The organism is Streptomyces sp. NPDC018000 (assembly GCF_044328025.1).
Classification (GTDB): domain Bacteria; phylum Actinomycetota; class Actinomycetes; order Streptomycetales; family Streptomycetaceae; genus Streptomyces.
In genome coordinates, this window is the sequence record NZ_JBIRGM010000003.1 from 279633 (window position 1) to 303877 (window position 24245).

General features: G+C 68.7%; 17 protein-coding genes and 1 pseudogene. 12 read left to right on the plus strand and 6 right to left on the minus strand.

The features are described from left to right. Positions 1-134 precede the first annotated feature (134 nt). The gene (locus ACH4EW_RS09750) at positions 135-1763 is read right to left on the minus strand and encodes an IS200/IS605 family accessory protein TnpB-related protein (protein WP_398254774.1); all 1629 of its coding nucleotides are present in this window, start codon (positions 1761-1763) and stop codon (positions 135-137) included. A 339-nt stretch (positions 1764-2102) separates the two neighbouring features. Here ACH4EW_RS09750 and ACH4EW_RS09755 point away from each other — a divergent pair, with 339 nt between their 5' ends. From ACH4EW_RS09755 to ACH4EW_RS09780, 6 genes and pseudogenes are all read left to right on the plus strand, one after another. After that, positions 2103-2855 (plus strand): GntR family transcriptional regulator, encoded by a 753-nt coding sequence (locus tag ACH4EW_RS09755; RefSeq protein ID WP_398253874.1) that lies wholly within the window; start codon positions 2103-2105, stop codon positions 2853-2855. 430 nt (positions 2856-3285) lie between these two features. Next, positions 3286-3483, plus strand: coding sequence for an SPOR domain-containing protein (locus tag ACH4EW_RS09760; RefSeq protein WP_398253876.1), 198 nt, complete (start codon positions 3286-3288; stop codon positions 3481-3483). A gap of 45 nt (positions 3484-3528) precedes the next feature. Beyond that, complete coding sequence (locus tag ACH4EW_RS09765; RefSeq protein ID WP_382958247.1) at positions 3529-3933, plus strand: (deoxy)nucleoside triphosphate pyrophosphohydrolase; 405 nt, start codon at positions 3529-3531, stop codon at positions 3931-3933. Positions 3934-4144: 211 nt separating this feature from the next. Next, positions 4145-4573, plus strand: coding sequence for an ATP-binding protein (locus tag ACH4EW_RS09770; RefSeq protein ID WP_398253879.1), 429 nt, complete (start codon positions 4145-4147; stop codon positions 4571-4573). A gap of 192 nt (positions 4574-4765) precedes the next feature. Next, positions 4766-7315: a SpoIIE family protein phosphatase gene (locus tag ACH4EW_RS09775; protein ID WP_398254777.1), complete on the plus strand. Its 2550-nt coding sequence runs from the start codon at positions 4766-4768 to the stop codon at positions 7313-7315. Positions 7316-7348: 33 nt separating this feature from the next. After that, positions 7349-7674: pseudogene (locus ACH4EW_RS09780) on the plus strand (hypothetical protein); the annotation flags it as partial. A gap of 371 nt (positions 7675-8045) precedes the next feature. Here the strand turns inward: ACH4EW_RS09780 and ACH4EW_RS09785 are convergent. The 4 genes from ACH4EW_RS09785 to ACH4EW_RS09800 all read right to left on the minus strand — a co-directional run bounded on the left by ACH4EW_RS09785 (position 8046) and on the right by ACH4EW_RS09800 (position 12523). Continuing rightward, positions 8046-9248: a glycoside hydrolase family 1 protein gene (locus ACH4EW_RS09785; RefSeq protein WP_398253882.1), complete on the minus strand. Its 1203-nt coding sequence runs from the start codon at positions 9246-9248 to the stop codon at positions 8046-8048. A 106-nt stretch (positions 9249-9354) separates the two neighbouring features. Further along, entirely contained in the window at positions 9355-10278 is a 924-nt protein-coding gene (locus ACH4EW_RS09790) for a carbohydrate ABC transporter permease (protein WP_398253884.1), read from the minus strand. Next, positions 10275-11267 (minus strand): carbohydrate ABC transporter permease, encoded by a 993-nt coding sequence (locus ACH4EW_RS09795; RefSeq protein ID WP_398253887.1) that lies wholly within the window; start codon positions 11265-11267, stop codon positions 10275-10277. Before ACH4EW_RS09795 ends, ACH4EW_RS09790 begins: the two co-directional genes overlap by 4 nt. 5 nt (positions 11268-11272) lie before the next feature. Next, positions 11273-12523 (minus strand): sugar ABC transporter substrate-binding protein, encoded by a 1251-nt coding sequence (locus ACH4EW_RS09800; RefSeq protein WP_398253889.1) that lies wholly within the window; start codon positions 12521-12523, stop codon positions 11273-11275. Positions 12524-12811: 288 nt separating this feature from the next. On the opposite strand from ACH4EW_RS09800, the gene ACH4EW_RS09805 reads away from it, so the two are divergent. Continuing rightward, positions 12812-13822, plus strand: a complete 1011-nt coding sequence (locus ACH4EW_RS09805; protein WP_398253892.1) for an acetylxylan esterase — start codon at positions 12812-12814, stop codon at positions 13820-13822. A 54-nt stretch (positions 13823-13876) separates the two neighbouring features. Here the strand turns inward: ACH4EW_RS09805 and ACH4EW_RS09810 are convergent, their stop codons facing one another. Continuing rightward, positions 13877-14935, minus strand: coding sequence for a LacI family DNA-binding transcriptional regulator (locus ACH4EW_RS09810; protein ID WP_398253894.1), 1059 nt, complete (start codon positions 14933-14935; stop codon positions 13877-13879). 524 nt (positions 14936-15459) lie between these two features. Here ACH4EW_RS09810 and ACH4EW_RS09815 point away from each other — a divergent pair. The 5 genes from ACH4EW_RS09815 to ACH4EW_RS09835 all read left to right on the plus strand — a co-directional run bounded on the left by ACH4EW_RS09815 (position 15460) and on the right by ACH4EW_RS09835 (position 24245). Beyond that, complete coding sequence (locus ACH4EW_RS09815) at positions 15460-17820, plus strand: ABC transporter family substrate-binding protein (protein WP_398253897.1); 2361 nt, start codon at positions 15460-15462, stop codon at positions 17818-17820. A gap of 423 nt (positions 17821-18243) precedes the next feature. Beyond that, the gene (typA, locus tag ACH4EW_RS09820) at positions 18244-20115 is read left to right on the plus strand and encodes a translational GTPase TypA (protein ID WP_398253900.1); all 1872 of its coding nucleotides are present in this window, start codon (positions 18244-18246) and stop codon (positions 20113-20115) included. A 467-nt stretch (positions 20116-20582) separates the two neighbouring features. Further along, positions 20583-22226 carry an ABC transporter substrate-binding protein gene (locus tag ACH4EW_RS09825; RefSeq protein WP_398253903.1) on the plus strand — a complete coding sequence of 548 codons (1644 nt, stop codon included), beginning with the start codon at positions 20583-20585 and terminating at the stop codon, positions 22224-22226. Between the two features lie 149 nt (positions 22227-22375). Continuing rightward, positions 22376-23302, plus strand: coding sequence for an ABC transporter permease (locus tag ACH4EW_RS09830; protein ID WP_398253905.1), 927 nt, complete (start codon positions 22376-22378; stop codon positions 23300-23302). Beyond that, entirely contained in the window at positions 23295-24245 is a 951-nt protein-coding gene (locus ACH4EW_RS09835; protein ID WP_398253906.1) for an ABC transporter permease, read from the plus strand. The genes ACH4EW_RS09830 and ACH4EW_RS09835 overlap by 8 nt, the downstream gene beginning before the upstream one ends.

Here is a 24245-nt window from a genome sequence, read left to right on the forward strand (position 1 = left end):
GCTGTCGGCCGGGATTTGGGCGGCACGGAATCCCTTGATTGTCATGCCCATGTTCTTCCGGTTCGGTCCGGCTCTGCCTCCACCTCCAATTCCCATGGCCCCCACCAGTGCACGGCAATCGAGGAGGACCGTTCCTAACCAGTGCGCAGGAGTGGGTCCTGGACCCACTGCTGCGGTCTGGGCGCATCCCGAACGGTGTTGGATGCGCTGGGTTCCCGCTTTCGCTTCCCGTTCGGTGGCGGCCCTCCGGGGAGCCGGTCCGTTGCGGGTGGGCGGTTTCCGTCACGTCCTCGGTTGCCTGGCCTGGCCTGGGCGGTCCGATGCCCCGCACGATCGCTCCGGTCGTGTGGGGGCGGTGCCGTCCGACGCCGGATGGGGTGTCCGAGGGCGCGGCGTCCGATCGCGATGCCGGCGGCATCGTGACGGGACATTCTGCGGTGTGGGGTGGCCAGTGGTTTCTGCCAGTGCTGGGCACCCCATCGGGAGGTGTAGGCGGGGTCGACCGCGACGATGCTCAGGCCTTGTTCGGCGGCCATGGAGACCAGCCGGGCCTTGAGTCTGCCGGTCGGGATGCCGGAGATCATCTGCCGGAACCGCTTTTTGCGGCCGTGTTTCTCGCGGGTCTTGTCGGTGGTGAAGTCGAGGTCTTCGATGGCGATCGCGGCGGCACCGGTCTGCTTGGCCCAGTGCAGCAACTGGGTGAGGGCGTGGCGGATCTGTGCGTCGCGGTGGGTGGTGGTGCCGGAGAGGTCGTAGGGGAAGTGGTGGGGGTTGCCGATGGGGTTGCCGTGTGGGTCGAGGTGGTAGGCGGCGAAGTGGTCGGCGTTGGTGTCGACGCCGATCATGCCCCGGGCCCGGGCGGTCTCCAACGGGATGGTCTGGACGGTGGGGCGTTGCCAGGATGCGGTGAGGTACCAGCGGCGGCGGTCGGTGTCGAGGTGGATGCGGTAGGCGACGGCCCGGTTCGCGGTGATGCGGTCGGCCCACTCCACGCCCCGGTGCGCGAACGCGACGGTGGCGGTGAAGGTGTAGCGGCCGTGTTGGGTGTTGGCCAGGTGGGCGAGCGGGGCGGGCAGCTTGATGGACACCTCGCCGTCCGGGGTGACGCGGATCGTCTCGTTCCCGAACCGCTTCCCCGACTCACCATCCGCCGCGATGAACCAGCGCTCCGCCTCCCAACGCTCCCGCCACCGCTCTTCGGTGAGCTGGGCTTGGGTGAGGTGGTGGCGGGTATTGAGGAGACGTCTGCCACCCCGCACCACACGCACCCGCCCGGCCTGCCGGTCGGCGACGACAGCCGCATGCCGCGCCTCCAGCGCGGCCAGGCGCCGGGACTTGTGGAACCACCCACTCCGGGAGCGGTAGCCGCCCGGGGCCCGCTTCGTCCCCCGCTCGCCGATCGGTAGGGACAGGCGGTGGCGCAGCGTCCTGATCCCGGCTTCCAGTGTCTGGATGTGTGCGGCCTGGCTACGGCGTGCCAGTGCCCACTGGTCGTGCGTGGCCTTGGTGATCGAACCCGCGATCCGCGACGACGACAACGGCGTCAGGTCCCGCTTGCGCGACGCCCAGGTGTCCGCACCGTGCCCCAGACCATCCGCACAGCGGGTTTTGAGATCACGCGAAGCCAGACGGCCCTGATGCTCACCGACCGCGCGCAGAACACTCTCGTCGTGGGGCGTGAGGTGCTTGAGATGGTCCCGGATGGCCACCCCGCGAGGCCCGGGCACCACGAACGGTGCCGCCAACTCCCGCAAACCACCCACCACAACACCCCCTCCCACCGACGCCGGACACCTGCCACCCAGCCCAACGAGCAACAGCTGCCAAGGTCACCTATTCGGCCCCAGAACCCCCGTTCCCACCCCTATCAACCCCACCGACGGACTCACTTGACGGCTCCGTAGGTCGTCGAGTGTGTGTGGGGCGGCCGCATCCGAGGCCGCCCCACACGCCTTGCCGCCGGCGCATCTCCGGCGATCGGCGGCGGGAATGCACGAGATCATGACGAATCATCACTTCGGGTGAAACTCTGGCCTGCGCTTGCGATTCACAACCGACGGTTGTCAGGCTGTTGCAGACTGTCAACCTGTTGGGAGTGGCTTGTGGCTTTCGGTGAGCAGCCCGCCTATCTGCGCGTTGCGAGCGATCTGAGAGAGAAGATTGTCAGCGGTTCGCTGCCGCCGCATGCGCGCCTGCCCTCGCAGGCCCGTATCCGCGAGGAGTACGGAGTCTCGGACACCGTCGCGCTGGAGGCGCGCAAGGTGCTCATGGCCGAGGGGCTGGTCGAGGGACGCTCCGGCTCCGGTACGTATGTGCGTGAGCGCCCGGTCCCGCGCCGGATCGCCCGCTCCGGCTACCGGGCCGGGGGCGCGGCCAGCCCGTTCCGCCAGGAGCAGACGGCGGAGGGGGCGCGCGGGACCTGGGAGTCCCGCAGCGAGCAGGAGGCCGCGAGCGGTGAGATCGCCGGGCGCCTGGGTGTCGAACCGGGCGACCGGGTGATGCGTACGAGCTACACCTTCCGGGAGGCCGGGGAGCCGATGATGCTCTCCACCTCCTGGGAACCCCTCGCCGTGACGGGGCGTACGCCGGTGATGCTGCCGGAGGAGGGTCCGCTGGGCGGCTGTGGGGTGGTCGAGCGGATGGCCGCGATCGATGTTGTCGTGGACAACGTGGCCGAGCAGGTCGGTGCGCGCCCGGGGCTGGCGGAGGAGCTCCTGGCGCTCGGTGGCGTACCGGGCCACGTGGTGATGGTGATCGAGCGTACGTATTACGCATCGGGCCGCCCGGTGGAGACGGCCGATGTGGTGGTGCCCGCCGATCGTTTCCGGATCGGCTACCACCTTCCGGTCAGGTGACCGATGTGCGCAGGGCGCTGTCCGGTGTCACTGCCGACAAGCTGACGCCCTGTCCGGCCCCGTGGCCGAGGGGTAGCCACCGATTGTAGTGGCTTGTCATGTCCCGCTCCTTCTGTCCCGTTCGTGCCCGCACGCGGGACGACGAACGGGAAGGCGCGATGACGGACATGGCCGCATCGAGGGCGGTCGAGGTGCCACAGGGGCCTGGATGTCGCGGCGCCGTGGCCGGTGGATCGGGATGTAACTGCTGCGGGGCGCATCCAATGGGGTGCGCTTCCGTCATTCATGGCCGGAATGTATGGCCGGACCGGTATCTCTTTGTGAAATTACTTATCCGTTGAGTGAAGGTCAGGCGTAGGCTCCGGCATATGCATACCGCGGTTTCCTGGGGATCCTCAGAGATGTGCATGCCGTTCGAGGGAGGGGCGCGATGCCGGGCAGGGGTGCGATGAGCGACAGCGGTGCCGAGCTCCTGTGGCTGGTGATCCGGCAGGACGACAACGGCAATCGCTACCGCGTCGGCAGATATGCCACGCAGGGCGAGGCTCAGGAGATTGCCGACAAGCTCGACACCCATGGCCAGGAACAGCTCTATTGGGTGGAGCGCCTCGGGCAGGGCGCCCGGTAGGAGGCCGTCCGCCGGGAGCGGGGCGGGGGCGTTACGCTCCGGCTCATGAACGATCGTGTGGTGGTGGCCGGAGCCGTCTACGACCGTGGCCGCCTGCTGGCCGCGCGCCGGAGCGCCCCGCCCGAGCTGGCCGGCCGGTGGGAGCTGCCCGGCGGGAAGCTGGAACCGGGGGAGAGCGGCGAGCAGGCGCTCGTACGGGAACTCCGCGAGGAGCTCGGCGTGGAGGCGGAACCGCTGGAGCGCATCCCCGGTGAGTGGCCGCTCAAGCCCGGGTACGTGCTGCGGGTGTGGACGGCCCGCCTGGTGTCCGGGGTGCCCGCACCGCTCCAGGACCATGACGAACTGCGCTGGCTCGGGCCCGGCGAGAGCGACGCGGTCGACTGGCTGGACCAGGATCTGCCCGCGGTCGCGGAGGCGATGCGCCGCCTGCCGGACGGTGCGCCCCGCTGATACGGAATGCTGCGGTGAGTGCTGACGGTGTGGATTCCGGCGGCGCGCGCGGATTGCCCCGTGCGCCCCTCTTTCTGTCTGCATCTATTCGTGCGCGCGGCCATACATCCGTACGCCCCACGTGTCGATCCCGACGGTAATTCACCCCAAGTATCGGGTATGTCCTGATTAGTCCCTGTAAGCAGGACGTCCCCGTTGCAGGTCTTGGGAAGTGATCGGTGTGACCGACACCGAAGGCGACTGCGCCGAGTGGACCTTTCCGGCTGTGCCGGGCGCCGTGCGTTCCGCGCGGCATGCCGTTCATGAGGCGCTGCGCGGCTGGGGGCTCGACGCTGCTCTCGGGGATATGACAGTTCTGCTGGTCAGCGAGTTGGTGACCAACTCCATGCAGTACGCATCGGGCCCTATCGGCGTACGGCTGCTGCGCCCTCATCTCAACGGTCATGCCCCCGCCGCCCGCCCCGGACTGCTCGTGGAAGTCTCCGATCCGCTTCCGGATCCGCCCACCGAACGCAGGGCGGGACCCGACGACGAGGGCGGCAGAGGGCTGCAACTGGTGGCCTGTTCTGCTCGCCGCTGGGGGACCAGACGCGGAAAGACCGGCAAGACCGTGTGGTTCGAGCTGGCTCTGCCTGGTTAGGAGTGGGGTGGGACGCACAGCGATCACAGAGGTCGGGTAGAACCTGGCTGAAATGGACTGAGACCGTGCTGTGATCGTGAACGCCGTGCCGGTAGAGGCCGCAGTGCTGAATACTGCGGGCAGGACCGGTCCGGTGTGTGAGCTGGAGGGGACGGTCGCGTGAGCGAAATACCTGGGACGGCGGGCGACATTGTGTGGCAGAGCAGTCCGCCCGGCTCGATCTATGACTACATCAGGGTCGCCTCCTTCTCGATCGGCCCCGATGGCCTGATCGAGCAGTGGAGTCGGCGGGCCGCCGACCTCTTCGGCATTCCCGCAGATAAAGCGGTGGGCACGGATCCGGTTGAGGCGTTCATGCCTGCCGAACTGCGCACGGACGGCCACCGCCGGGTCCGCGAGATCCTCGACGGCAAGGAGTGGACAGGCCTCGTCCCCTTCCGGATACCGGACGAGGACCCCATGCACGGGCTCGCCGAGATCTATGTGATGCCGAGCGAGACGGAGACCGGGGAACGGGCCGCACTCTGCATCGTCGTGGACGTCCGCGCGCTGCGCCGCATCGAGACGGACCTTGCCGCGTCACAGGCCATATTCGGCCAGTCTCCCTTCGGTTTCGTGCTGTTCGGTATGGACCTCACGGTGCTACGGGCCAACCAGCGCTTCGCCACCGTCTTCGGCGGCCGGGCCGCCGACCACCGCGGCCGTACGGTCGACGACTACCTGTCCCGCTCCGAGGCCGACCGGCTCACCACCACGCTGGAGCGCGTCCTGGAGACCGGCGCATCCGTCACCGATCTCCAACTGGTCGGCACCGCGCCCGGCGACAGCGAAAGCCGCCACTGGTCCATGAACCTCTACCGTGTGCACAGCGGATCGGGCCGACCCATCGGCATCGCCGGACTGGCCACCGATGTGACCCGGCGGCACATCGCCGCCCGCGAGGCCGCCAGCGCCCGCCGCAATCTCGCCCTGCTCAACGAGGCCAGTGCCCGTATCGGCAACTCCCTCGATCTGGAGACCACCGCCCGCGAACTCCTCGATGTCGCCGTGCCCGGCTTCTGCGACCTCGCCGCCGTCGACCTCTACCAGGGGCTGCTCACCGGCGACGACGCGCCGCCCGGCAGCTGGGATTCGCTCCGTCAGGAATCCTTCGGCGGCTCCGTCGAACTGCGCCGCGTCGCCCTTGCCAGCGCCGTGTCGGACGCCCTGCCCGTCACCGCCGCACCCGACACGGGCACCGGCCCGCCCGCGCTCGGCGCCGTACACCGCTTCTCGTACAACTCGCCCTGCGCCATTGCCCTGCGCACCGGTCATGTCGAGGATGTGCCCGGCGACGACCGGGGCTTCGTCCAGTCCACGCTCGCCGTACCGATGGTCGCCCACGACAGGGTGGTCGGTCTCGTCCAGTTCTCCCGCACGAAGGGCAGCGAACCCTTCGGCGAGAGAGACCGTGCACTGGCCACCGAACTCGCCGCCCGCGCCGCGGTCTGCATCGACAACGCCCGCCTCTACCGGCGCGAGCACGAGCGCGCACTGATCCTTCAGCGCAGCCTCCTGCCCCCCGGCGACCCCGTGGCCGCCGGCCTGGACATCGCCTGCCGCTACCTCCCCGGCAACACCGCCACCGAGGTGGGCGGAGACTGGTTCGACGTGATCGAACTCCCCGGCCACCGGACCGCCCTCGTCGTCGGCGACGTGATGGGCCGTGGCCTGCGGGCCGCCGTGGCCATGGGCGAACTGCGCACCGCCGTACGGACCCTGGCTCTCCTGGACCTGGAACCGGCCGAGGTGCTCTCCGCACTCGACGAGGTCGCCCGGGGGCTCGGCACCCCCGGTGGCAGCACCCCCTCATCCGGCGGCTTCGGCGGCGCCCAGTGGCCCTCACGGGCCGCCCACAAGTCCCGCGAGGCAGACCTCTCCGAGGTCTACCTGGCGACCTGCGTCTACGCGGTCTACGACCCGGTCACCCGGCGGTGCACCTTCGCCAACGCCGGCCATCTCCCCCCTGCCGTGGTCGAGCCGGGCGAACCGGCCATGCTGCTCGACGTCCCGCCCGGGATGCCGCTCGGCGTCGGCGGCGAACCCTTCGAGGAGGTCGAGGTCGAGCTGAAGGAGGGAGCCCTGCTCGCCCTCTACACGGACGGACTCGTCGAGTCCCGCGACCACCCGCTCGACGAAGGGCTCGATGCCCTGCGCAGTGCGCTCGTCGAACCGGAACGGCCGCTCGAAGACGTCTGCGACCACGTACTGACCACCCTCGACACCCGGCACGGCGAGGACGACATCGCCCTGCTCATGGCCCGCATCCAGGGGCTGCCGGACGACGCGGTCGGCGACTGGCGGCTGCCCCGCGAACTCCGCTCCGTCGGCCGGGCCCGCGAACTGGCCCGTGGCCAGTTGCTCGCCTGGGACCTCGAGGAGCTGGTGGACACCACCGAACTACTGGTCAGCGAACTGGTCACCAACGCCCTGCGGTACGGGGAGGGCGAGATCCGGCTCCGGCTGCTGCGCGACCGTACGCTCGTGTGCGAGGTATGGGACGCGGGTCTCGTCCAGCCGCGGCGACGGCGGGCCCGCGACACCGACGAGGGCGGGCGCGGGCTGCAGCTGGTCGGGCTGCTGAGTGCGGCCTGGGGGTCCAGAAGGACACCGCGCGGCAAGACTGTCTGGTTCGAACTGGATCTGCCCGACGAGCAGCCGGCCGCCGAGCGCACGGTCGAGCAGCTGCTGAGCATGTTCTGAGCGGCGATGCCGGTCATACTGCGACGGCACACCGACGGCCACTACCTCTCGCTCCTCGACGACCTGCGCGAGCTCACACGGGCCCGCAAGGTCCCCCTGTCGATCGCCGCCCACCAGATCGACCCACTGCCGGCGGCGCGCAGCGTGGTGGGGGCGCTCAGTGGCCGCCTCTGCCGTTCTTCCACGAGGACGACATCGGACACCACGAGGCGGCGGAGACGGTCGCGGCCGCGGTCCGGGGCACCAGACTGGGGCTGGGGCGCACGGACCGCGGCCGGGAACGGTTCGGGGTCGCGCTCTACGTTGACTTCGCGGCGCGGGACGACGACTGGGCGGCGTACCGGAAGGGCTGGAACTGACGACCTCTCCCACTGCCGATCGTGGGTGAGGTCGTGACCTCCGCGCACGCCGCCACAGCGCAGATCAGATGGAGAACCGCTCCTTGGCGAGCAGCGGACGCACCTTCGACCGGAAGCGTGCGGCGGTCCATCAGAATCCCTTCGAAGAAGAGCCACCGGCTGTGGGTGGTGGGCGGATTTCGTTCGTCGGCCGCGAGGGCGCGGGGCGCCGTGATACGTGCGGCACCCGCGCGGGCGCCGCACGTGGGCGGGGCTGGATACGGGCGGCGCCGCACGCGGGCAGAGCTGTACGGGAACCGGCGTCCGTCAGGTACCGCCGGTTCCCGTACGGGCGGGAGCAGTCAGGTTGCTCCCGGTCGGGGGGGCCGACGTCAGTCGGCGATGCGCGGCAGTGCGCGCGTGCGGCCCATCTCGCCCAGCCAGACGGCGGACGGCTTGGGCAGGCGCTCGAAGGTCTCCGGGTTCCAGCCGATCAGGCCGAAGGTCGGCTTGTAGGAGCCCCACTCGTAGTTGTCGAGCGCGCTCCAGGCGAGGTAGCCCTGGATGTTCAGGCCGTCCTCCAGCGCGGACGCGACCTCGTTCAGCGCGCCGGTGTAGTAGTCGACCCGGCGGGTGTCGTCGTCGGTCGCGATGCCGTTCTCGGTCACGATCAGCGGCACGTCGTTGCCGAGGACCTCGGCGGTGTGACGCAGCGCGTAGCCGACCGCGGACGGGTAGTACTCCCACTGCGTGAGGGTGCGCTCGACGCCGTCGGCCGTCGGGATGGGGCCCTCGGGGCCGATCTTGGTCCGGGTGTAGGACTGCACACCGATCCAGTCGTCGCCGCGGGCGGCCTCGATGAAGATGTCCTCGCGAGGGTGACGGTAGGCCGCGGTGACCTCCTCGGCGCCGGGCAGGGCCTGGTAGACCTGGTTGGCGATGGTCCAGCCGACCTGGATGCCGGCGTCGATCGCCTTGACCTCCTTGACGGCCGCGTGGTGCGCGGCGATGACGGCCTGGGTGGTCTCGTCGTCGGGGGTCGGCAGACCGGCGGGCGGGAAGCTGTTGTCGCCCCGCTTGGCCTGGCCGGCCATCACGGCGATCATGTTCGGCTCATTGATGGTGCAGACGTGGCTGACGCCTTCGGCGATCACCGGTGCGCAGGCCGCGACGTAGCGGGCGAAGAACTCGACCGCGCCGTCGGCGGTCCAGCCGCCGCGCGCCTCGAACCACTGCGGCACGGTGAAGTGGTGCAGGGTGATCATGGGGCGCAGGCCGCGCTCGACGGCGCCCTCGACCATGCGGCGGTAGTGGGCGAGCTCGGCCCGGGAGAACTGGCCCTCGGCCGGCTCGATGCGGGCCCACTCGATGGAGAACCGGTAGTCGGTGAAGCCCAGTCCGGCCAGCGTGTCCATGTCCTCGTGCCAGCGGTGGTAGCTGTCGCAGGCGTCCAGGCTGGGCTCCTGGATGTGGGTGCCCGCGGCGTGCTCCTTGACCCACCAGTCGCTGTTGGTGTTGTTGCCCTCGATCTGGTGGGCGGCGGTGGAGGCGCCCCACAGGAAGCCTTCGGGGAACGGGACCTGGGTGTGATTCATCGCAAACTGTCTTTCTGGTGAAGAGGTGTGGCCGACGGGGGTGTGGGGCGCGGCCTCGTACGTTTCGGTGGGGCGGCCGGACGGGCCGGCCTGCCCAGGGGGTCGGCTACTTCATGCCTGCCGTGGCGATGCCCTGGGTGAAGTGCCGCTGGAGCGCGATGAAGACGACCAGGACGGGCAGCACGATCAGGAAGGACCCGGCCATCAGCACGCCGTTGGACCCGCCCGCCTGGTTGGGGTCGGTGGCGAAGGTGGCCAGGGCGACCGGAAGGGTGTACTTGTCGGGGTCGTTGGTCGCGATGAGCGGCCAGACGAAGTTGTTCCAGGAACCCAGGAACGTGAAGATCGAAAGCGTTGCCAGGGCGGGCTTCACCAGCGGCATCACGATCCGCCAGAAGATGTACCACTCACCGGCGCCGTCCATCCGGGCCGCTTCCAGCAGCTCGTCCGGGATCGACTGCATGAACTGCCGCATCAGGAAGACACCGAAGGCCCCGGCGGCGAACGGCAGCACCAGACCGGCGTACGAGTCGATCAGGTGCAGCTTGCTCATCAGCACGAAGAGCGGCAGCAGCATCAGGTTGCCGGGCACCATCAGGGCGCCGAGCACCAGGCCGAAGATCTTGTTGCGTCCGACGAAGTTCAGCTTGGCCAGGGCGTACCCGAGCATCGAGCAGAACACCAGGTTCGAGACGGTGACCAGCACCGCCACGATGACCGAATTCATGAAGTACAGCGGCAGATCGAGCTTGTCGAGCAGCTCCCGGAAGTTCTCCAGGGTCCACTCGGTCGGGATCCACACCGGCGGGCTCGCGGTCAGCTCCTGCGGCGTCTTGAACGCCGAGAGCGCCATCCACAGGAACGGCGCCGACATGATCAGCAGGCCGACCGAGAGCAGGACGTAGACGAGGGGACGCTTCGGATTGCGGGCCTTCTTCGCGCCGCCCGTCTCACCACCGGCCGGCTTCGCGTCCTCGGGCTTCTTCGACGGCGCCGTCGAGACGGCGCCCGGTGCACTGGTGGCGCTCATTTCGTGTTGTCCTTCAGCAGTCGGAGCTGCAGCACCGTGATGCCCATGATCACTACGAAGAGGACATACGCCATGGCACTCGCATAGCCCATGTGGAAGAAGTTGAAGCCCTCGCGGTACATGTTCAGCGAGACGGTGAGCGTGGAGTCCGAGGGGCCGCCCTGGGTCATCACGAACGGCTCCTCGAAGACATTGAGGTAGCCGATGGTCGTGATCACCGTGGCATAGAGCAGCGTGGGCCGCAGCAGCGGCACGGTGATGCTTCTGAACTCCTGCCAGGCACCGGCGCCGTCCAGCCGCGCGGCCTCCCGCACCTCGGTGGGAATGGCCTGTAGACCGGCGATGAAGAGCACCATGACCGTGCCGAGGTTGCGCCAGACCGCCATCGCGATCAACGAGGGCATGGCGAGCGTCTCGGATCCCAGGAAGTCGGGCGAGGTGAGGCCCACTTCGGAGAAGAGCCCCGCGACGAGCCCGTCGACCGGGTCGAGCACGAACCGCCAGACCACGGCGACCGCGACGATGCTCGTGACCACCGGGGCGTAGAAGCCGACGCGGAAGAAGGTCCGTGCCCGGTCAATGCCGTTGTTCAGCAGTACGGCGACGACCAGCCCGAGGAAGATCGTCAGGGGGACACCGATCACCACGAAGTACGCCGTGTTGAACAGCGCCGTGAGGAACCTGTCGTCGCTGAACAGATTGACGTAGTTCTCGAAGCCGACGAAGTTCGCGTCCCACGGGTTCGTGACATTGCGCAGCCCGAAGTCCGTGAAGCTCATCACCAGCGTCGCGACGATCGGGAACGCCATGAAGACGAGGAAGAGGATGAGGAAGGGAGTGGAGAACAGCCAGCCGGCCAGGTTCTGCACGCCCATCGAGGACTTCCTGCCACCCCGGCGACCTGTGGGCCCGGTGGCCGGGGACCCGGAAGTCCCCGGCCCGGCCTGCACCTTGGCCGGCTGAGCGGCCTTTGAGGTCATGGTGCGCATGACTCCTACTTCACGAGGCCTTCGATTTCGGACTGGGCCGTCTTGAGCGCGTCCTCGGCGGAGGCCTTGCCCTGGGTGACCTTGGCGATGGCCTGGTCGACCTTGTCGGTGATCTCCGTCCAGTTGGCCAGCGACGGGGAGGCCTTGGCCGTGTCCATCTGCTTCTTGAAGACCTGAAGGGTGGCGTCGTCGGCGAGGTCGCCGGAGGTCCAGGCGGAGGTGTTGGCCGGCAGGTCGTTGGTGCGCTTGTACCAGTCGGCCTGGCCCTTGGTGTCGGTCAGGTACTTGATGAACTCCGTGGCGGCCGCCTTGTGCTCACTGTCCTTGGAGATCACCAGGGAGGAGCCGCCGGCCATGGAGACGGAGGACTTGTCGGCGGGCACATTGGCCACCGCCCACTTGCCCTTGAGCTGCGGCTGGCCCTCGTTCAGCAGGGTGACGTGCCAGGGGCCGCCGAAGAACATCGGGACGCGGCCGTTGCCGAAGTCCTTCACCACGTCGTAGCCGGGCTGTACGGACTTGTTGGAGAGCCCCTTGTCGAAGTACGAGCCGTACTCCTCGAGTGCCTTGACGGCCTCGGGGCTGTCGATGACGACCTCGCCCTTGTCGTTGATGATCTCGCCGCCGGCCGAGTACAGGAAGGAGTAGAAGTTCTGCACCGTGTCCAGGCCGCTCGGCTGGATGGACAGGCCCCACTTGGTTCCGGCCTTCTTCTGGTAGGCCGACGCGAGGTCCTTCATCTCCTTCCAGTCGGTCGGGGCCTCGGTGATGCCGGCCTTCTCGGCCAGGTCGGTGCGGTAGTAGAGGACGCGGGTGTCGACGTACCACGGCACGCCGTACGCCTGACCGTCCACCTCGCCCTGCTGCCATCCGGCCGGGAAGAAGTCCTTCTCGTCGAACGTCTTGGTGTCGACCGGCTCCAGAACGCCGAGCTCGGCGAACTCGCCCATGTAGCTGCCGCCCATCTGCGCCACGTCAGGCAGGGTGCCGGCGGCGGCCGCGGAGACCAGCTTCTGGTGGGCGACGTCCCAGCCGACCGGGGTCACCTTCACGGTGATGTTCGGATTGGCCTTCTCGTACACCTCGGCCACATCCGCGAGCTTCTCGCCCTCGGCCCCCATGGCCCAGACGGTGATCGTCTGCTTCTCGTCCGCGGCGACGTCGTCGCCACCGGAACTGCCGCACGCGGTGAGACCGAAAGTGAGAGCGGATGCCACTGCGATACCGATCGCGGCGTTTCTGGCGGTGCGGGGCATGGAGGGCTCCTCCTCGAGCAATCCGAATGTATGCGCTGCCTGTAAGCGCATACATCACTCTGCGGCAGAGATTCAGGAATCCGCAAGAGGGTGCTAGGTCACACTCGTGCAACGTGCTGGACATCTGAATGTTCAACTTCGCACGGTAAGTATCCCGTTTGCGGAATGGGGAACGATGTGACCTATTCCGCGGCGTTGATCCATGTGGTCAGTGGTCAGTGGTCAGTGGTCAGTGGTCAGCGGTCAGCGGTCAGCACCGGCGTGGGCGGGGGCGATATTGTCGTGATCATGGCTCCGTTCGAACATGGCTTCCCCTTCGATCCCGCCTACGGGCGCACGCTCGACGACCTGCTGCTCATCCCCGCCCCCGCCGCCCCGGACGACTTCGCCGCCTTCTGGCAGGCCCGGTACGAGGAGGCCCGCAAGGTCGCCACGGAGCCGGAAATCGGCCCGCTGGAGGAGGAACGCGACGGGGTGCGGATCCATGGTGTGACCTTCACCTCGGTGGGCGGCGTGCGGCTCGGGGGCTGGGTCGCGCTGCCTGCCGAGGGGGCCGCGGAGTACGGATTCGTCATCGGGCACGGCTACGGCGGCCGGTCGGAGCCGGGCCCCGATGTGCCGCTGCCGCTGCCCGGAGCGGCGGCGATCCTGCCGTGCGTACGGGGGATGGGCAGCCGCGGGCTGCGGCCCGGCATACCCGACAAGGCCGCGGGCCATGTGCTGCACGGGATCGAGTCGCGCGACACGTATGTCATCGGGGACTGTGTGGCCGACCTGTGGTGCGCGGCCTCGGCCCTCCAGCAACTCGTGCCGAGCCTCGTTCCGCAGGCGGTGCCGGGGCGCGTGCCGGCGGCCGTGCCTCGGCTCGGCTATCTCGGGGAGAGTTTCGGGGGCGGGCTCGGGGCGCTCGCGCTGCCCTGGGACGACCGGTTCGGGGCCGCCCAGCTGACCGTGCCCACCTTCGGGAACCACCCGCTGCGGCTCACGCTGCCCTGCATCGGCAGCGGTGAGGCGGTACGCGGGTACTTCGCGGACCACCCCGGGGTCACCGACGTGCTGAGCTACTTCGACGCTGCCACGGCCGCCGCCCACCTCGAGCTGCCGACGCTGGTCGCCGCGGCGCTCTTCGACCCCTCGGTGCCGCCGCCCGGGCAGTTCGCCGTGCATAACGCGCTGGCCGGGCCGCGTGAGCTCCGGGTGCTCAGCGCGGGGCACTTCGGGTACGACGGACAGGCGGACGAGACCGCCGAGCTGTGCGCGAACCGGCGGCGGTTCTTCGCGGAGCACCTGGGGCGCTGACCCGCCCCGCGGGACGGGCCGGTGGCGGAAGTGCTGCTGAGCCCGCGCCGCGGGTCAGTGGCAGCCGCAGCTGGCCCGGCGGACCATGGATACCGGCAGCATCAGGGAGACCGGATCGCGGTCCCGGTCGGCGAGCCGCTGCACCAGCAGCTCGACGGCCTGCGCGCCGAGCTGTCGTATGGGCTGCCGCACGGTCGTCAGCGGCGGGCGTACGAGCCGGCTCAGCGGAATACCGTCGAACCCGGTCACGGCGATGTCCTCCGGGACCCGGACCCCGCGCCGTTCCAGCGCGCGCAGCGCGCCCACGGCCATCTGGTCATTCGCGAACAGCATCGCCTGCGGCCGTTCCCCGTCCCGGCCGAGCAGGGCATCCGTGACCCGCAGGCCCTCGGCCTGGGTCATCATCGTGGCCCGCACGGCCGGGGCGGACGGCACCGGGAGCCCCGCCTCGCGGCACGCCTCCTGGAAGCCCACGAACCGGGCCTCGGCGTCCGGGGACGCCGCCTCCCCGCCGATGAAGGCGAGGCGGCGCAGCCCGTGGTCCTCGATCAGGTGCCGGGTGAGCGCGCGCTGCCCGTCGGCGTTGGCGACGACGATGTGGTCGAGATGGTCGATGCCGCGCGGGCCCGCCAGCATGACCACCGGCAGCCGTCGCGAGATCACTTCGAGGTCGGCGGTGGGGACGGTGCCGGCCAGAACCGCGAATCCGTCCACCCGGCCCGCCACATTCGCGACGAGACTCTCCGGACCGCCCTTGAGCGAGGCGGCGATCAGCAGGGCGTACCCGTGCTGTCGGGCAGCGCGCTCCATGCCCCGGATGATCTGGTCGGAGTAGAGCATGAAGGCATGGTCGTCGTCCTCGTCGGTCGCCGCCGCCTCGGCCTCGGTGTCCGGGTCCGAGTAGTCGGGGAAGCAGAGGCCGAGCACACCGGTGGTGCGGCTGGCGAGTCCGCGGGCGCTGCCGCTCGGTACGTAGCCCAGTTCGCGGGCCGCCTCCAGGACCCGCTCGCGGGTCTGGGCGCGCACGGAATCCGGGGTGCGGTAGACCCGGGAAACCGTGGCAATGGAGACGCCCGACCGCTCGGCGACGTCGTACACCGTTGGGGCGCTCACTCGACCGACCGTCCGCTTCTTCTTCCGTGCCCAAGCACCTGCTGTTGCATGCACCGACCTTTTTTGAAAGCGCATTCACCCTAGGTCGCGGGCCGTGTGACGAGCAAGACCGCGCTGGAGGATGTCCGAAAGCAGACAGGCAACCTCGCGAGACGGCCTTGTGGTCGCGCACCCGACGGTGCGGGCCAGGTCGGCGAGGCTGTGCTGAACTGCCGTCAATCCTCCGTGCGTTGGCACGACTTGCTCTTGCGGCCTCACCCACGATTGGCAGCGGTCATCTTTCATGCGCCTGAGGATGTCGCGCGTCACGCCCCGGTTGTGAAGAGTCCAGGCCTGCCCGGTCTCGCGGGGCGTTCCGCCGCACGGGTGGGGTTCGAGGGCGCCGGCGCCGTGTCTGCACCGCCTCTCGCGCGGGGGCGCCTTCAGTGGACAGACGAAACCAGTCTGATCAACTGCAAATGCCACCAGAACAATCCTGTCCATCCGCGTGCGGGTGGACCGGGCCGGCCCCGGAGGTATCAGCCATGTCCCACGTCGGCGTCCCGCGGGGGACGGCCCGAAAGCGCCGTTTGCCAGGGCGTGTTTCGAAAGTCCCGTCCGGCCGGGGGCGGACGACGCCACTTTCGAAACACGCCCTGGCGCTGCTTGCGACGGGTGCCCTGACACTCCCCGTACTGGCCGGCTGCAGCTCCGACGACGGTGGTGGCTCTGCCGGGGCCGTCGCCCCCCAGGACATCGCGGTCGCGGCCCGGAACCAGGTCGCCGCGGGGGGCACGGTCAACTGGGCGATCGACGCCGTGCCCACCACCCTCAACGCCTTCCAGGCCGACGCGGACAGCTCCACCACCCGCATCACGGGCGCCCTGCTGCCGACGCTCTTCCCGCTGGACGCCAACGGCAGGCCGCAGCGCGACCCGGACTATCTGGAGTCCGCGAAGGTGGTCGAGCGCGAGCCCAGGCAGGTGGTGCTCTACCGGATCAACCCCCAGGCGGTGTGGAGCGACGGCCGGGACATCGGGGCGTCCGACTTCGTGGCCCAGTGGCGGGCGCTGAACGGCAAGCACTCCGCGTTCTGGACCGCCCGCAACGCCGGCTACGAGCGGATCGAGAGGATCGAGCGCGGCGCCGACGACCAGGAGGTCCGGGTCACCTTCGCCAAGCCGTACGCGGACTGGCGCTCGCTCTTCTCCCCGCTGTACCCGAAGGAGGTGACCGCCTCTCCGGACGCCTTCAACGAAGGCACGCGGACCACCCTCAAGGCCACTGCGGGACCGTTTCGGCTGGACAGCGTGGACACGGTGAAGGGCGAGGTCACCCTGGTCCGTAGCGCGCACTGGTGGGGCAGCCGGGCCAAGCTCGACTCGCTGGTCTTCCGGGCCGTCAAGCCGCAGGTCCGCATCGAGTCCCTGGCCCAGGGGAAGGCCGATGTCGCCGACATCGACGCCGCGGCGGCGGACCGGATCGTGCAGGCGGCCCGCGACAAGGGTGGCAACGGACAGCCGCTCGCCCATGGACCGGGCTCCGGGACGGGTCCGGCCGCCGCGCTGCGTTCCTGGGCCGAGGCACACGGCTCCGACGAAGAGGAGGCGGCGGCCGCGCAGGCGGCCAGGGAGAAGAACCGGGCAGCCGCCGAGGCGTACGCCGCCGAGCAGGGCAGGCTGCGCGCGTATGCGGTCCGCAAGTCGCTGGCGCCCGCCTACACCCAGCTCGCGCTGAACGGCGAGTCCGGGCCGCTCGCCGACGACCGGGTACGCAGGGCGGTCGGCCGGGCCCTGAACCGCCAGGAGCTCGTCGACACCGTACTCAAACCGCTCGGTCTGCCCGCCACGCCGCTCGGCAGCCACCTGGCCGTGGTCGGACAGCCGGCCTACAAGGACAGCAGTGGCGCACTCGGCGGCCAGGACACCGAGGCGGCGCAGGCGCTGCTGGCCGACGCGGGCTGGACACGGGAGGGCGCGGTCAAGAAGCCGGGCGGCGCCAAGGCGGGCAGCGAGGTCACGAAGGGCACGAAGGAGAAGGACGCCACTGCCGGGAAGGGCGACAAGGCGGCCCCGTCCCAGAAGCCCGGCAAGGCCGACAGCGGCAACGACAACAAGCCGGGCGACAGCGACGCAGCCGGCCACGCCCCCCAGGTCCTCGCCCCCGCCCCCGCCGCCGCGATCCACAGCGCCGCTCTGCTGCGCCAGGCCGGGTACCTGGCCGAGGCCGGCGCCTCCGAGGCCGCCGTCCAGGACCAGAGGCCGGGCGGCGCCGCCGGTGCGTACGCCCCCGCAGGCACCGCGGCCCCCGCCCAGGCCCCCGACACGCCCAGTGGCCCGCTCGGCAAGGACGGCAAGGCGCTGACCCTGCGCTTCGTCCTGCCGGCCGGGCCCGGGGCGCAACCGCTGCGTGCCGTCGGGGACAAGATCGCGGCGATGCTCGATTCGATCGGCATCCGTACGGCCATCACCAAGGTCTCCGACGACAGCTACTTCCAGGACCACATCGCTTCCGGCGACTTCGACCTGGCGCTCTACTCCTGGCCGGCGACCGCCTACCCGGCGACCGACGACCGCCCGATCTTCGCCAAGCCGGTGCCTGCCACCGACGGCTCCCTGCTGGTCGAGCAGAACTACACCCGCGTCGGTACGGACCACATCGACCAGCTCTTCGATCAGGCGGCCTCGGAGCTCGACGAGGGGACCGCCCAGGACCTGATGAAGCAGGCGGACGCCCGGATCTGGGCCGCCGCGGGATCGATTCCGCTCTATCAGCGTCCGCAGCTCGTGGCGACCGACAAAAAGCTGGCGAACGTCGGCGCCTTCGGCCTCGGCACGCCCCGCTACCAGGACATCGGTTTCAAGAAGCCGCAGCCTGCCGGAGCCCCGGCAAACAAGAAGAAGTAGCAGGTCAGCAAGGAGAAGTAGCAGGTCGGAACGGCGCCGGAAGCTCGGAACCGGCTCCAGTCCCTTGTCCGCCGGAGCCCCGGCGAGCAAGGTCGTGGGTACCTGCTGACCCGGGCGGCCGCTCCATCCCCCTCTGAGCCCCACACCGGAGCCCCAGCTCCGGGCCCCACCTCAGAGCCCGCTGCTTCGGAGCTCCGGCTCCGAAGTTGTTCGAGTCCCGAGTCCGCCCGCCGCATCGGCATCAGCCGCCTGACGCGAAGCCTTGGGCCTGTCCGGCCGCCGGTAACTCTTGCCCGGGAAGCCGCCACGGCGCCACCCCGTACCATAGGGGGTAGCCGTGGCGCGTCCGCCCGGCGGGCGTACGAGGACCCGAGAGCGACTGAGACGCCTGATCCCACGATCCGAGAGAAGCGCAAGCCACCCATGCCCACGCGCCACGACATCCGTAACGTAGCCATCGTCGCCCACGTCGACCACGGCAAGACCACGCTGGTCGACGCCATGCTCAGGCAGGCCGGTGCCTTCGCCGCGCACGCCGCCGAGAACCTCGACGAACGCATGATGGACTCGAACGACCTGGAGCGTGAGAAGGGCATCACGATCCTCGCCAAGAACACGGCGGTGAAGTATCACCCCAAGGACGGCGGGGACCCGATCACGATCAACATCATCGACACCCCCGGCCACGCCGACTTCGGTGGTGAGGTCGAGCGCGGTCTGTCGATGGTGGACGCGGTCGTGCTGCTCGTCGACGCCTCCGAGGGCCCGCTCCCGCAGACCCGCTTCGTGCTGCGCAAGGCGCTCGCCGCGAAGATGCCGGTCATCCTCTGCATCAACAAGACGGACCGTCCGGACTCCCGGATCGCCGAGGTCGTCGACGAGACGTACGACCTGTTCCTGGACCTGGACGCGGACGAGGACCAGATCGAGTTCCCGATCGTCTACGCCTGCGCCCGTGACGGCGTCGCCTCGCTGACCAAGCCGGAGGACGGCACCGTCCCGGCCGACAGCGAGAACCTGGAGCCGTTCTTCAGCACGATCCTGACGCACGTCCCGGCTCCGGAGTACGACGACGAGGCGCCGCTGCAGGCCCACGTCACCAACCTGGACGCCGACAACTTCCTCGGCCGTATCGCGCTCTGCCGCGTCGAGCAGGGTGAGCTGCGCAAGGGCCAGACCGTCACCTGGATCAAGCGCGACGGCACGATGTCCAACGTCCGCATCACCGAGCTGCTGATGACCGAGGCGCTCACCCGCAAGCCGGCCGAGGTGGCGGGCCCGGGCGACATCTGCGCCATCGCCGGTATCCCGGACATCATGATCGGCGAGACGCTGGCCGACCCGGAGAACCCGATCGCGCTGCCGCTGATCACGGTCGACGAGCCGGCCATCTCGATGACCATCGGTACGAACACCTCGCCGCTCGTCGGCAAGGGCGGCAAGGGCCACAAGGTCACCGCCCGTCAGGTGAAGGACCGCCTCGACCGCGAGCTGATCGGTAACGTCTCGCTCCGCGTCCTGGACACCGAGCGCCCCGACGCCTGGGAGGTCCAGGGCCGCGGTGAGCTCGCGCTGGCCATCCTCGTCGAGCAGATGCGCCGTGAGGGCTTCGAACTCACCGTCGGCAAGCCGGAGGTCGTCACCAAGCAGATCGACGGCAAGACGCACGAGCCGATCGAGCGCATGACGATCGACTCCCCCGAGGAGCACCTCGGTGCGATCACCCAGCTGATGGCCACCCGCAAGGGCCGCATGGAGACGATGACGAACCACGGTTCGGGCTGGGTCCGCATGGAGTGGATCGTTCCTTCCCGCGGTCTGATCGGCTTCCGTACGGAGTTCCTGACGCAGACCCGCGGTACGGGCATCGCGCACTCCATCTTCGAGGGCCACGAGCCGTGGTTCGGCGAGCTGCGCACCCGTCACAACGGCTCGCTGGTCGCGGACCGCGCGGGTTCGGTGACCCCGTTCGCGATGGTCAACCTGCAGGAGCGCGGTGTCATCTTCACCGAGGCCGGCACCGAGGTCTACGAGGGCATGATCATCGGCGAGAACTCCCGCGCCGACGACATGGACGTGAACATCACCAAGGAGAAGAAGCTCACCAACATGCGTGCGGCTTCCGCGGACACCACGGAGAACGTGGTGCCGGCCCGCAAGCTCTCCCTGGAGCAGTCCCTGGAGTTCTGCCGCGAGGACGAGTGCATCGAGGTGACCCCGGAGACCGTGCGTATCCGCAAGGTCGTCCTGGACCAGAAGGAGCGCGGCCGCGCCGCGTCGCGCGCCAAGCGCTGACCGCGTGCGGCCCCTGTCCCCGGTCCGGCCACCGACATCGGGTGACGGATTGTCAGGATGAGCCGCTCGAGTCATTGACATGAGGCCCGGGTTCCCGCAGACACTGTGGGGGCCCGGGCCTTTCGTCAACTCCTTTTCCCGCCCGAGCTGTCCGCATATCGAGCGTCGCTCTCCGGAACATGTGTTAACGGTCCGTTTCGGGGGTGTCTGTCTGGGATCACTTTGTCCGGATTTCGGTCAGCCATGCTGTGCTGATGTTGTAAAACCGAGACCCTTTAAGTGTGGTTTACGGCCCGTGCGTACTCAATAGTTGGCTCCACTGAGCTCGGGTCAATGGGTCACGCACTGTGGGGGGTGCCGACTCACGAGCACACTAGGGGCACTGAAACGATCGCCGTCAGGGGTGTCGGTGTATCAACTCCAGTGCCCTTCTTGTAGTCAAAAGTGGACTCATGAGGAGGAAACCCATGCGTGGTGCCAAGAGCGCCAAGTGGGTCGCGGGAGCGGCAATCATCGCCCTGACGGCGACCGCCTGTGGCGGTGGCGACAAGGACAGCGACAAGGGCATGAACTCGGGCAAGGCGGACCCGAACGGGATCCTGACCGCCCAGCTCGGCGAGCCGCAGAACCCGCTGCAGCCGGCCAACGCCAAGGAGAGCCAGGGCAGCCGTGTCCTGCGCACCATCTTCTCCGGCCTCGTCGACTACGAGCCCGGCACCGGCAAGCTCACGTACGTCAACGCCGAGTCCGTGACGCCGAACGCGGACTCGTCCGTGTGGACCGTCAAGCTCAAGCCGGGCTGGAAGTTCCACGACGGCACCACGGTCACCGCCAAGTCCTACGTGGACTCCTGGAACTGGTCGGCCAACGTCCAGAACAAGCAGACCAACTCCAGCTGGTTCCAGGACATCAAGGGCTACGCCGACGTCCACCCCGAGAAGGGTGCGCCGAAGTCGGACAAGATGTCCGGTCTGAAGGTTGTCGACGAGAACACCTTCACGATCACCCTGACCGGTCCGGTCTCGTACTTCGCGTACAAGCTCGGCTACGACGTCTGGGCGCCGCTGCCCGAGTCCTTCTTCAAGGACCCGAAGGCCGCCGGCCAGAAGCCGATCGGCAACGGCCCCTACAAGTTCGTCTCGTGGGACCACAAGAAGCTGATCAAGGTCCGGAAGTTCGACGACTACCAGGGCCCGAACAAGGCCAAGAACGGTGGCATCGACTTCAAGAACTACACCACCGCCGACGCCGCCTACTCGGACCTGCGGTCGAACAACCTCGACTGGATCGAGCAGATCCCGACGACCTCGCTGACGAGCTACAAGCAGGACCTCGGCGACCGCGCCATCGACGCCGAGTACTCCGCGGTGCAGTCGATCGTCCCCGCGTTCTACACCAAGCAGTTCAAGGACATCGACCCCAAGGTCATCCAGGGTCTGTCGATGGCCATCGACCGTGACACGATCACCAAGACCGTGCTGCACGGCACCCGTACCCCGGCCGACTCGTTCGTCGCCCGCGGTGTGCTCGGCTACAAGCCCGGTGCCCTCGGCGACGTCACGAAGTACGACCCGGCCAAGGCCAAGGCCCTCATCAAGGAGGGTGGCGGCGTCCCGGGCAACAAGATCTCGATCCAGTTCAACGCCGACCAGGACCACAAGCCCTGGGTCGACGCGGTCTGCAACAGCATCCGCAAGGCCACCGGTGTCGAGTGCATCGGCGACTCCAAGCCCGACTTCCAGGCCGACCTGAACGCCCGTGACAACAAGCAGGTCAAGTCCATGTACCGCGGTGGCTGGGTGCTCGACTACCCGGTCAACTCGAACTTCATGCGCGACCTGTACGGCACCACCGCCGCGGGCAACACCTCGGGCTACTCCAACAAGGAGTTCGACGCTCTCGCCTCGAAGGCCGACAAGGCCAAGACGCTCGACGAGACCGTCAAGCTCTACCAGGACGCCGAGCAGCTCCTGAAGAACGACATGCCGGCCATCCCGCTGTGGTTCTACAAGAACAACTCCGGCCAGTCGGAGAACGTGTTCGGCAAGATCGTCTACGGCCAGGACGGCGACCCCATCTTCACCGACGTCCAGGTGAAGGCCAAGAAGTAAGTATCGGGACCCGAAGGCCGGTTCCGCCGCTCCTCGTGTGGGGCGGCGGAACCGGCCCGTAGGCGTAGGCCCCGGGGCTCTCCCCCACACCCCGCGGCGGAGACAACTCTGAGAAGGCCATCGCCGACCCCTCACGGCATGGAGGCATGATGGGGCGTTACGTCGCAAGGCGACTGCTCCAGATGATCCCGGTATTCATCGGGACCACTCTGATTATTTTCCTCATGGTCCACATCCTTCCCGGTGACCCCATCCGGGCGATGTGGGGAGACAAGGCGGCGGACCCCGCGCAGGTCGCTGTACTGCGCCATGAGTTCGGGCTCGACCAGCCCCTGTGGAAGCAGTACATCGACTACATGGGCAATCTCTTCCAGGGCGACTTCGGGCAGACCTTCGGTGGTCGCGAAGTCATCGACGAGATGTCCGAGGCCTTCCCGGTGACACTGCGGCTGGCCGTCGTGGCCTTGCTCATCGAGATCGTCATCGGCGTCGGGCTCGGCGCCTGGGCGGGCCTGCGGGCCGGCAAGGCCGCCGACACCGGCGTGCTGATCTTCACCCTGATCGTCATCTCGATCCCGGTGTTCGTGCTCGGTTACCTCGCCCGCTTCGTCCTCGCGGACCAGCTCGGCTGGGTGGCACCGAACGTCCAGGACTCCACGGACTACTCGCAGTTGTTGCTGCCGGGCTTCGTGCTCGCCATGCTCTCCATGGCGTACGTGGCACGGCTGACCCGCACGACCTTCGCGGAGAACCTGCGCGCCGACTACATGCGTACCGCGATGGCCAAGGGCCTGCCGCGGCGCCGCATCGTCGGTGTCCACCTGCTGCGCAACTCGCTGATCCCGGTCGTCACCTTCCTCGGTACGGACGTCGGCGGCCTCATCGGCGGCGCGGTCGTGACCGAGGGCATCTTCAACGTCCAGGGTGTCGGGAACCTGCTCTTCAAGGCGCTGCAGCAGCGCGAGGGATCGACGATCGTCGGCGTTGTCACGGTCTTCGTCCTCGTCATCCTGGTGATCAACCTGCTCGTCGACCTGCTGTACGCGGTCCTGGACCCGAGGATCCGGTATGCCTGACGTGACCGAGACCAAGACCGAAGCGGTGGTGGACGCCACCGCCGCTCCCTCGGCCGCCGACGGCCACAAGGCCCAGGGCAAGCCGCGCAGCCTCTGGGGCGACGCCTGGTTCGACCTGCGTCACCGCCCGATGTTCTGGATCTCCTCGATCCTGCTGCTGCTCCTGCTGGTCATCGCCGCGTTCCCGGGGCTGTTCACCAGCGCCGACCCGCGCGACGGCGACCTGACCAACCACTTCCTGGCCAAGCCGGAGCTGACGCACTTCTTCCAGCCCGACTGGTTCGGCTACGACGGTCAGGGCCGCTCGATCTACGCGCGTGTCATCTACGGCACCCGCGCCTCGATCATGGTCGGCGTCGGCGTCACCGCGGTGGTCACCCTGGTCGGCGGCCTGCTCGGCATGCTCGCCGGATACTTCGGCGGCTGGCTCGACTCCGTGATCTCCCGGATCACCGACATCTTCTTCGGTATCCCCTTCCTGCTCGGTGCGATGGTCGTCCTCAACGCCTTCACCGAACGCAAGGTGTACGTGGTGATCCTGGCCCTCGCCTTCCTGGGCTGGACCTCGATCTGCCGTGTGATGCGGTCCTCCGTGATCACCGCGAAGCAGGCGGACTACGTGACGGCGGCCCGCGCGCTCGGCGCCGGCACCTCGCGCATCCTCTTCCGGCACGTCCTGCCGAACGCGATCGCCCCGACCATCGTCGTGGCCACCATCGCGCTCGGCGGGTACATCTCGGCCGAGGCGACGCTCTCGTACCTGGGACTCGGGCTTGCGGACCCGACGATCTCGTGGGGCATCGACATCTCCGAGGCCAGCAAGGCCATCCGGGACAACCCGCATGCCCTGCTGTTCCCCGCAGGAATGCTCAGCCTCACGGTCTTCGCGTTCATCATGCTCGGCGACGCGGTACGCGACGCCCTCGACCCGAAGCTGCGCTGA

What these genes read in the sequence shown, in the direction of transcription:
- ACH4EW_RS09760 (WP_398253876.1), top strand. Translation starts at nt 3,286, where the DNA reads ATGCCGGGCAGGGGTGCGATGAGCGACAGCGGTGCCGAGCTCCTGTGG.
- ACH4EW_RS09765 (WP_382958247.1), top strand. Translation starts at nt 3,529, where the DNA reads ATGAACGATCGTGTGGTGGTGGCCGGAGCCGTCTACGACCGTGGCCGC.
- ACH4EW_RS09785 (WP_398253882.1), bottom strand. Translation starts at nt 9,248, where the DNA reads ATGAATCACACCCAGGTCCCGTTCCCCGAAGGCTTCCTGTGGGGCGCC.
- ACH4EW_RS09790 (WP_398253884.1), bottom strand. Translation starts at nt 10,278, where the DNA reads ATGAGCGCCACCAGTGCACCGGGCGCCGTCTCGACGGCGCCGTCGAAG.
- ACH4EW_RS09795 (WP_398253887.1), bottom strand. Translation starts at nt 11,267, where the DNA reads ATGCGCACCATGACCTCAAAGGCCGCTCAGCCGGCCAAGGTGCAGGCC.
- ACH4EW_RS09800 (WP_398253889.1), bottom strand. Translation starts at nt 12,523, where the DNA reads ATGCCCCGCACCGCCAGAAACGCCGCGATCGGTATCGCAGTGGCATCC.
- ACH4EW_RS09805 (WP_398253892.1), top strand. Translation starts at nt 12,812, where the DNA reads ATGGCTCCGTTCGAACATGGCTTCCCCTTCGATCCCGCCTACGGGCGC.
- ACH4EW_RS09815 (WP_398253897.1), top strand. Translation starts at nt 15,460, where the DNA reads ATGTCCCACGTCGGCGTCCCGCGGGGGACGGCCCGAAAGCGCCGTTTG.
- typA (WP_398253900.1), top strand. Translation starts at nt 18,244, where the DNA reads ATGCCCACGCGCCACGACATCCGTAACGTAGCCATCGTCGCCCACGTC.
- ACH4EW_RS09825 (WP_398253903.1), top strand. Translation starts at nt 20,583, where the DNA reads ATGCGTGGTGCCAAGAGCGCCAAGTGGGTCGCGGGAGCGGCAATCATC.
- ACH4EW_RS09830 (WP_398253905.1), top strand. Translation starts at nt 22,376, where the DNA reads ATGGGGCGTTACGTCGCAAGGCGACTGCTCCAGATGATCCCGGTATTC.
- ACH4EW_RS09835 (WP_398253906.1), top strand. Translation starts at nt 23,295, where the DNA reads ATGCCTGACGTGACCGAGACCAAGACCGAAGCGGTGGTGGACGCCACC.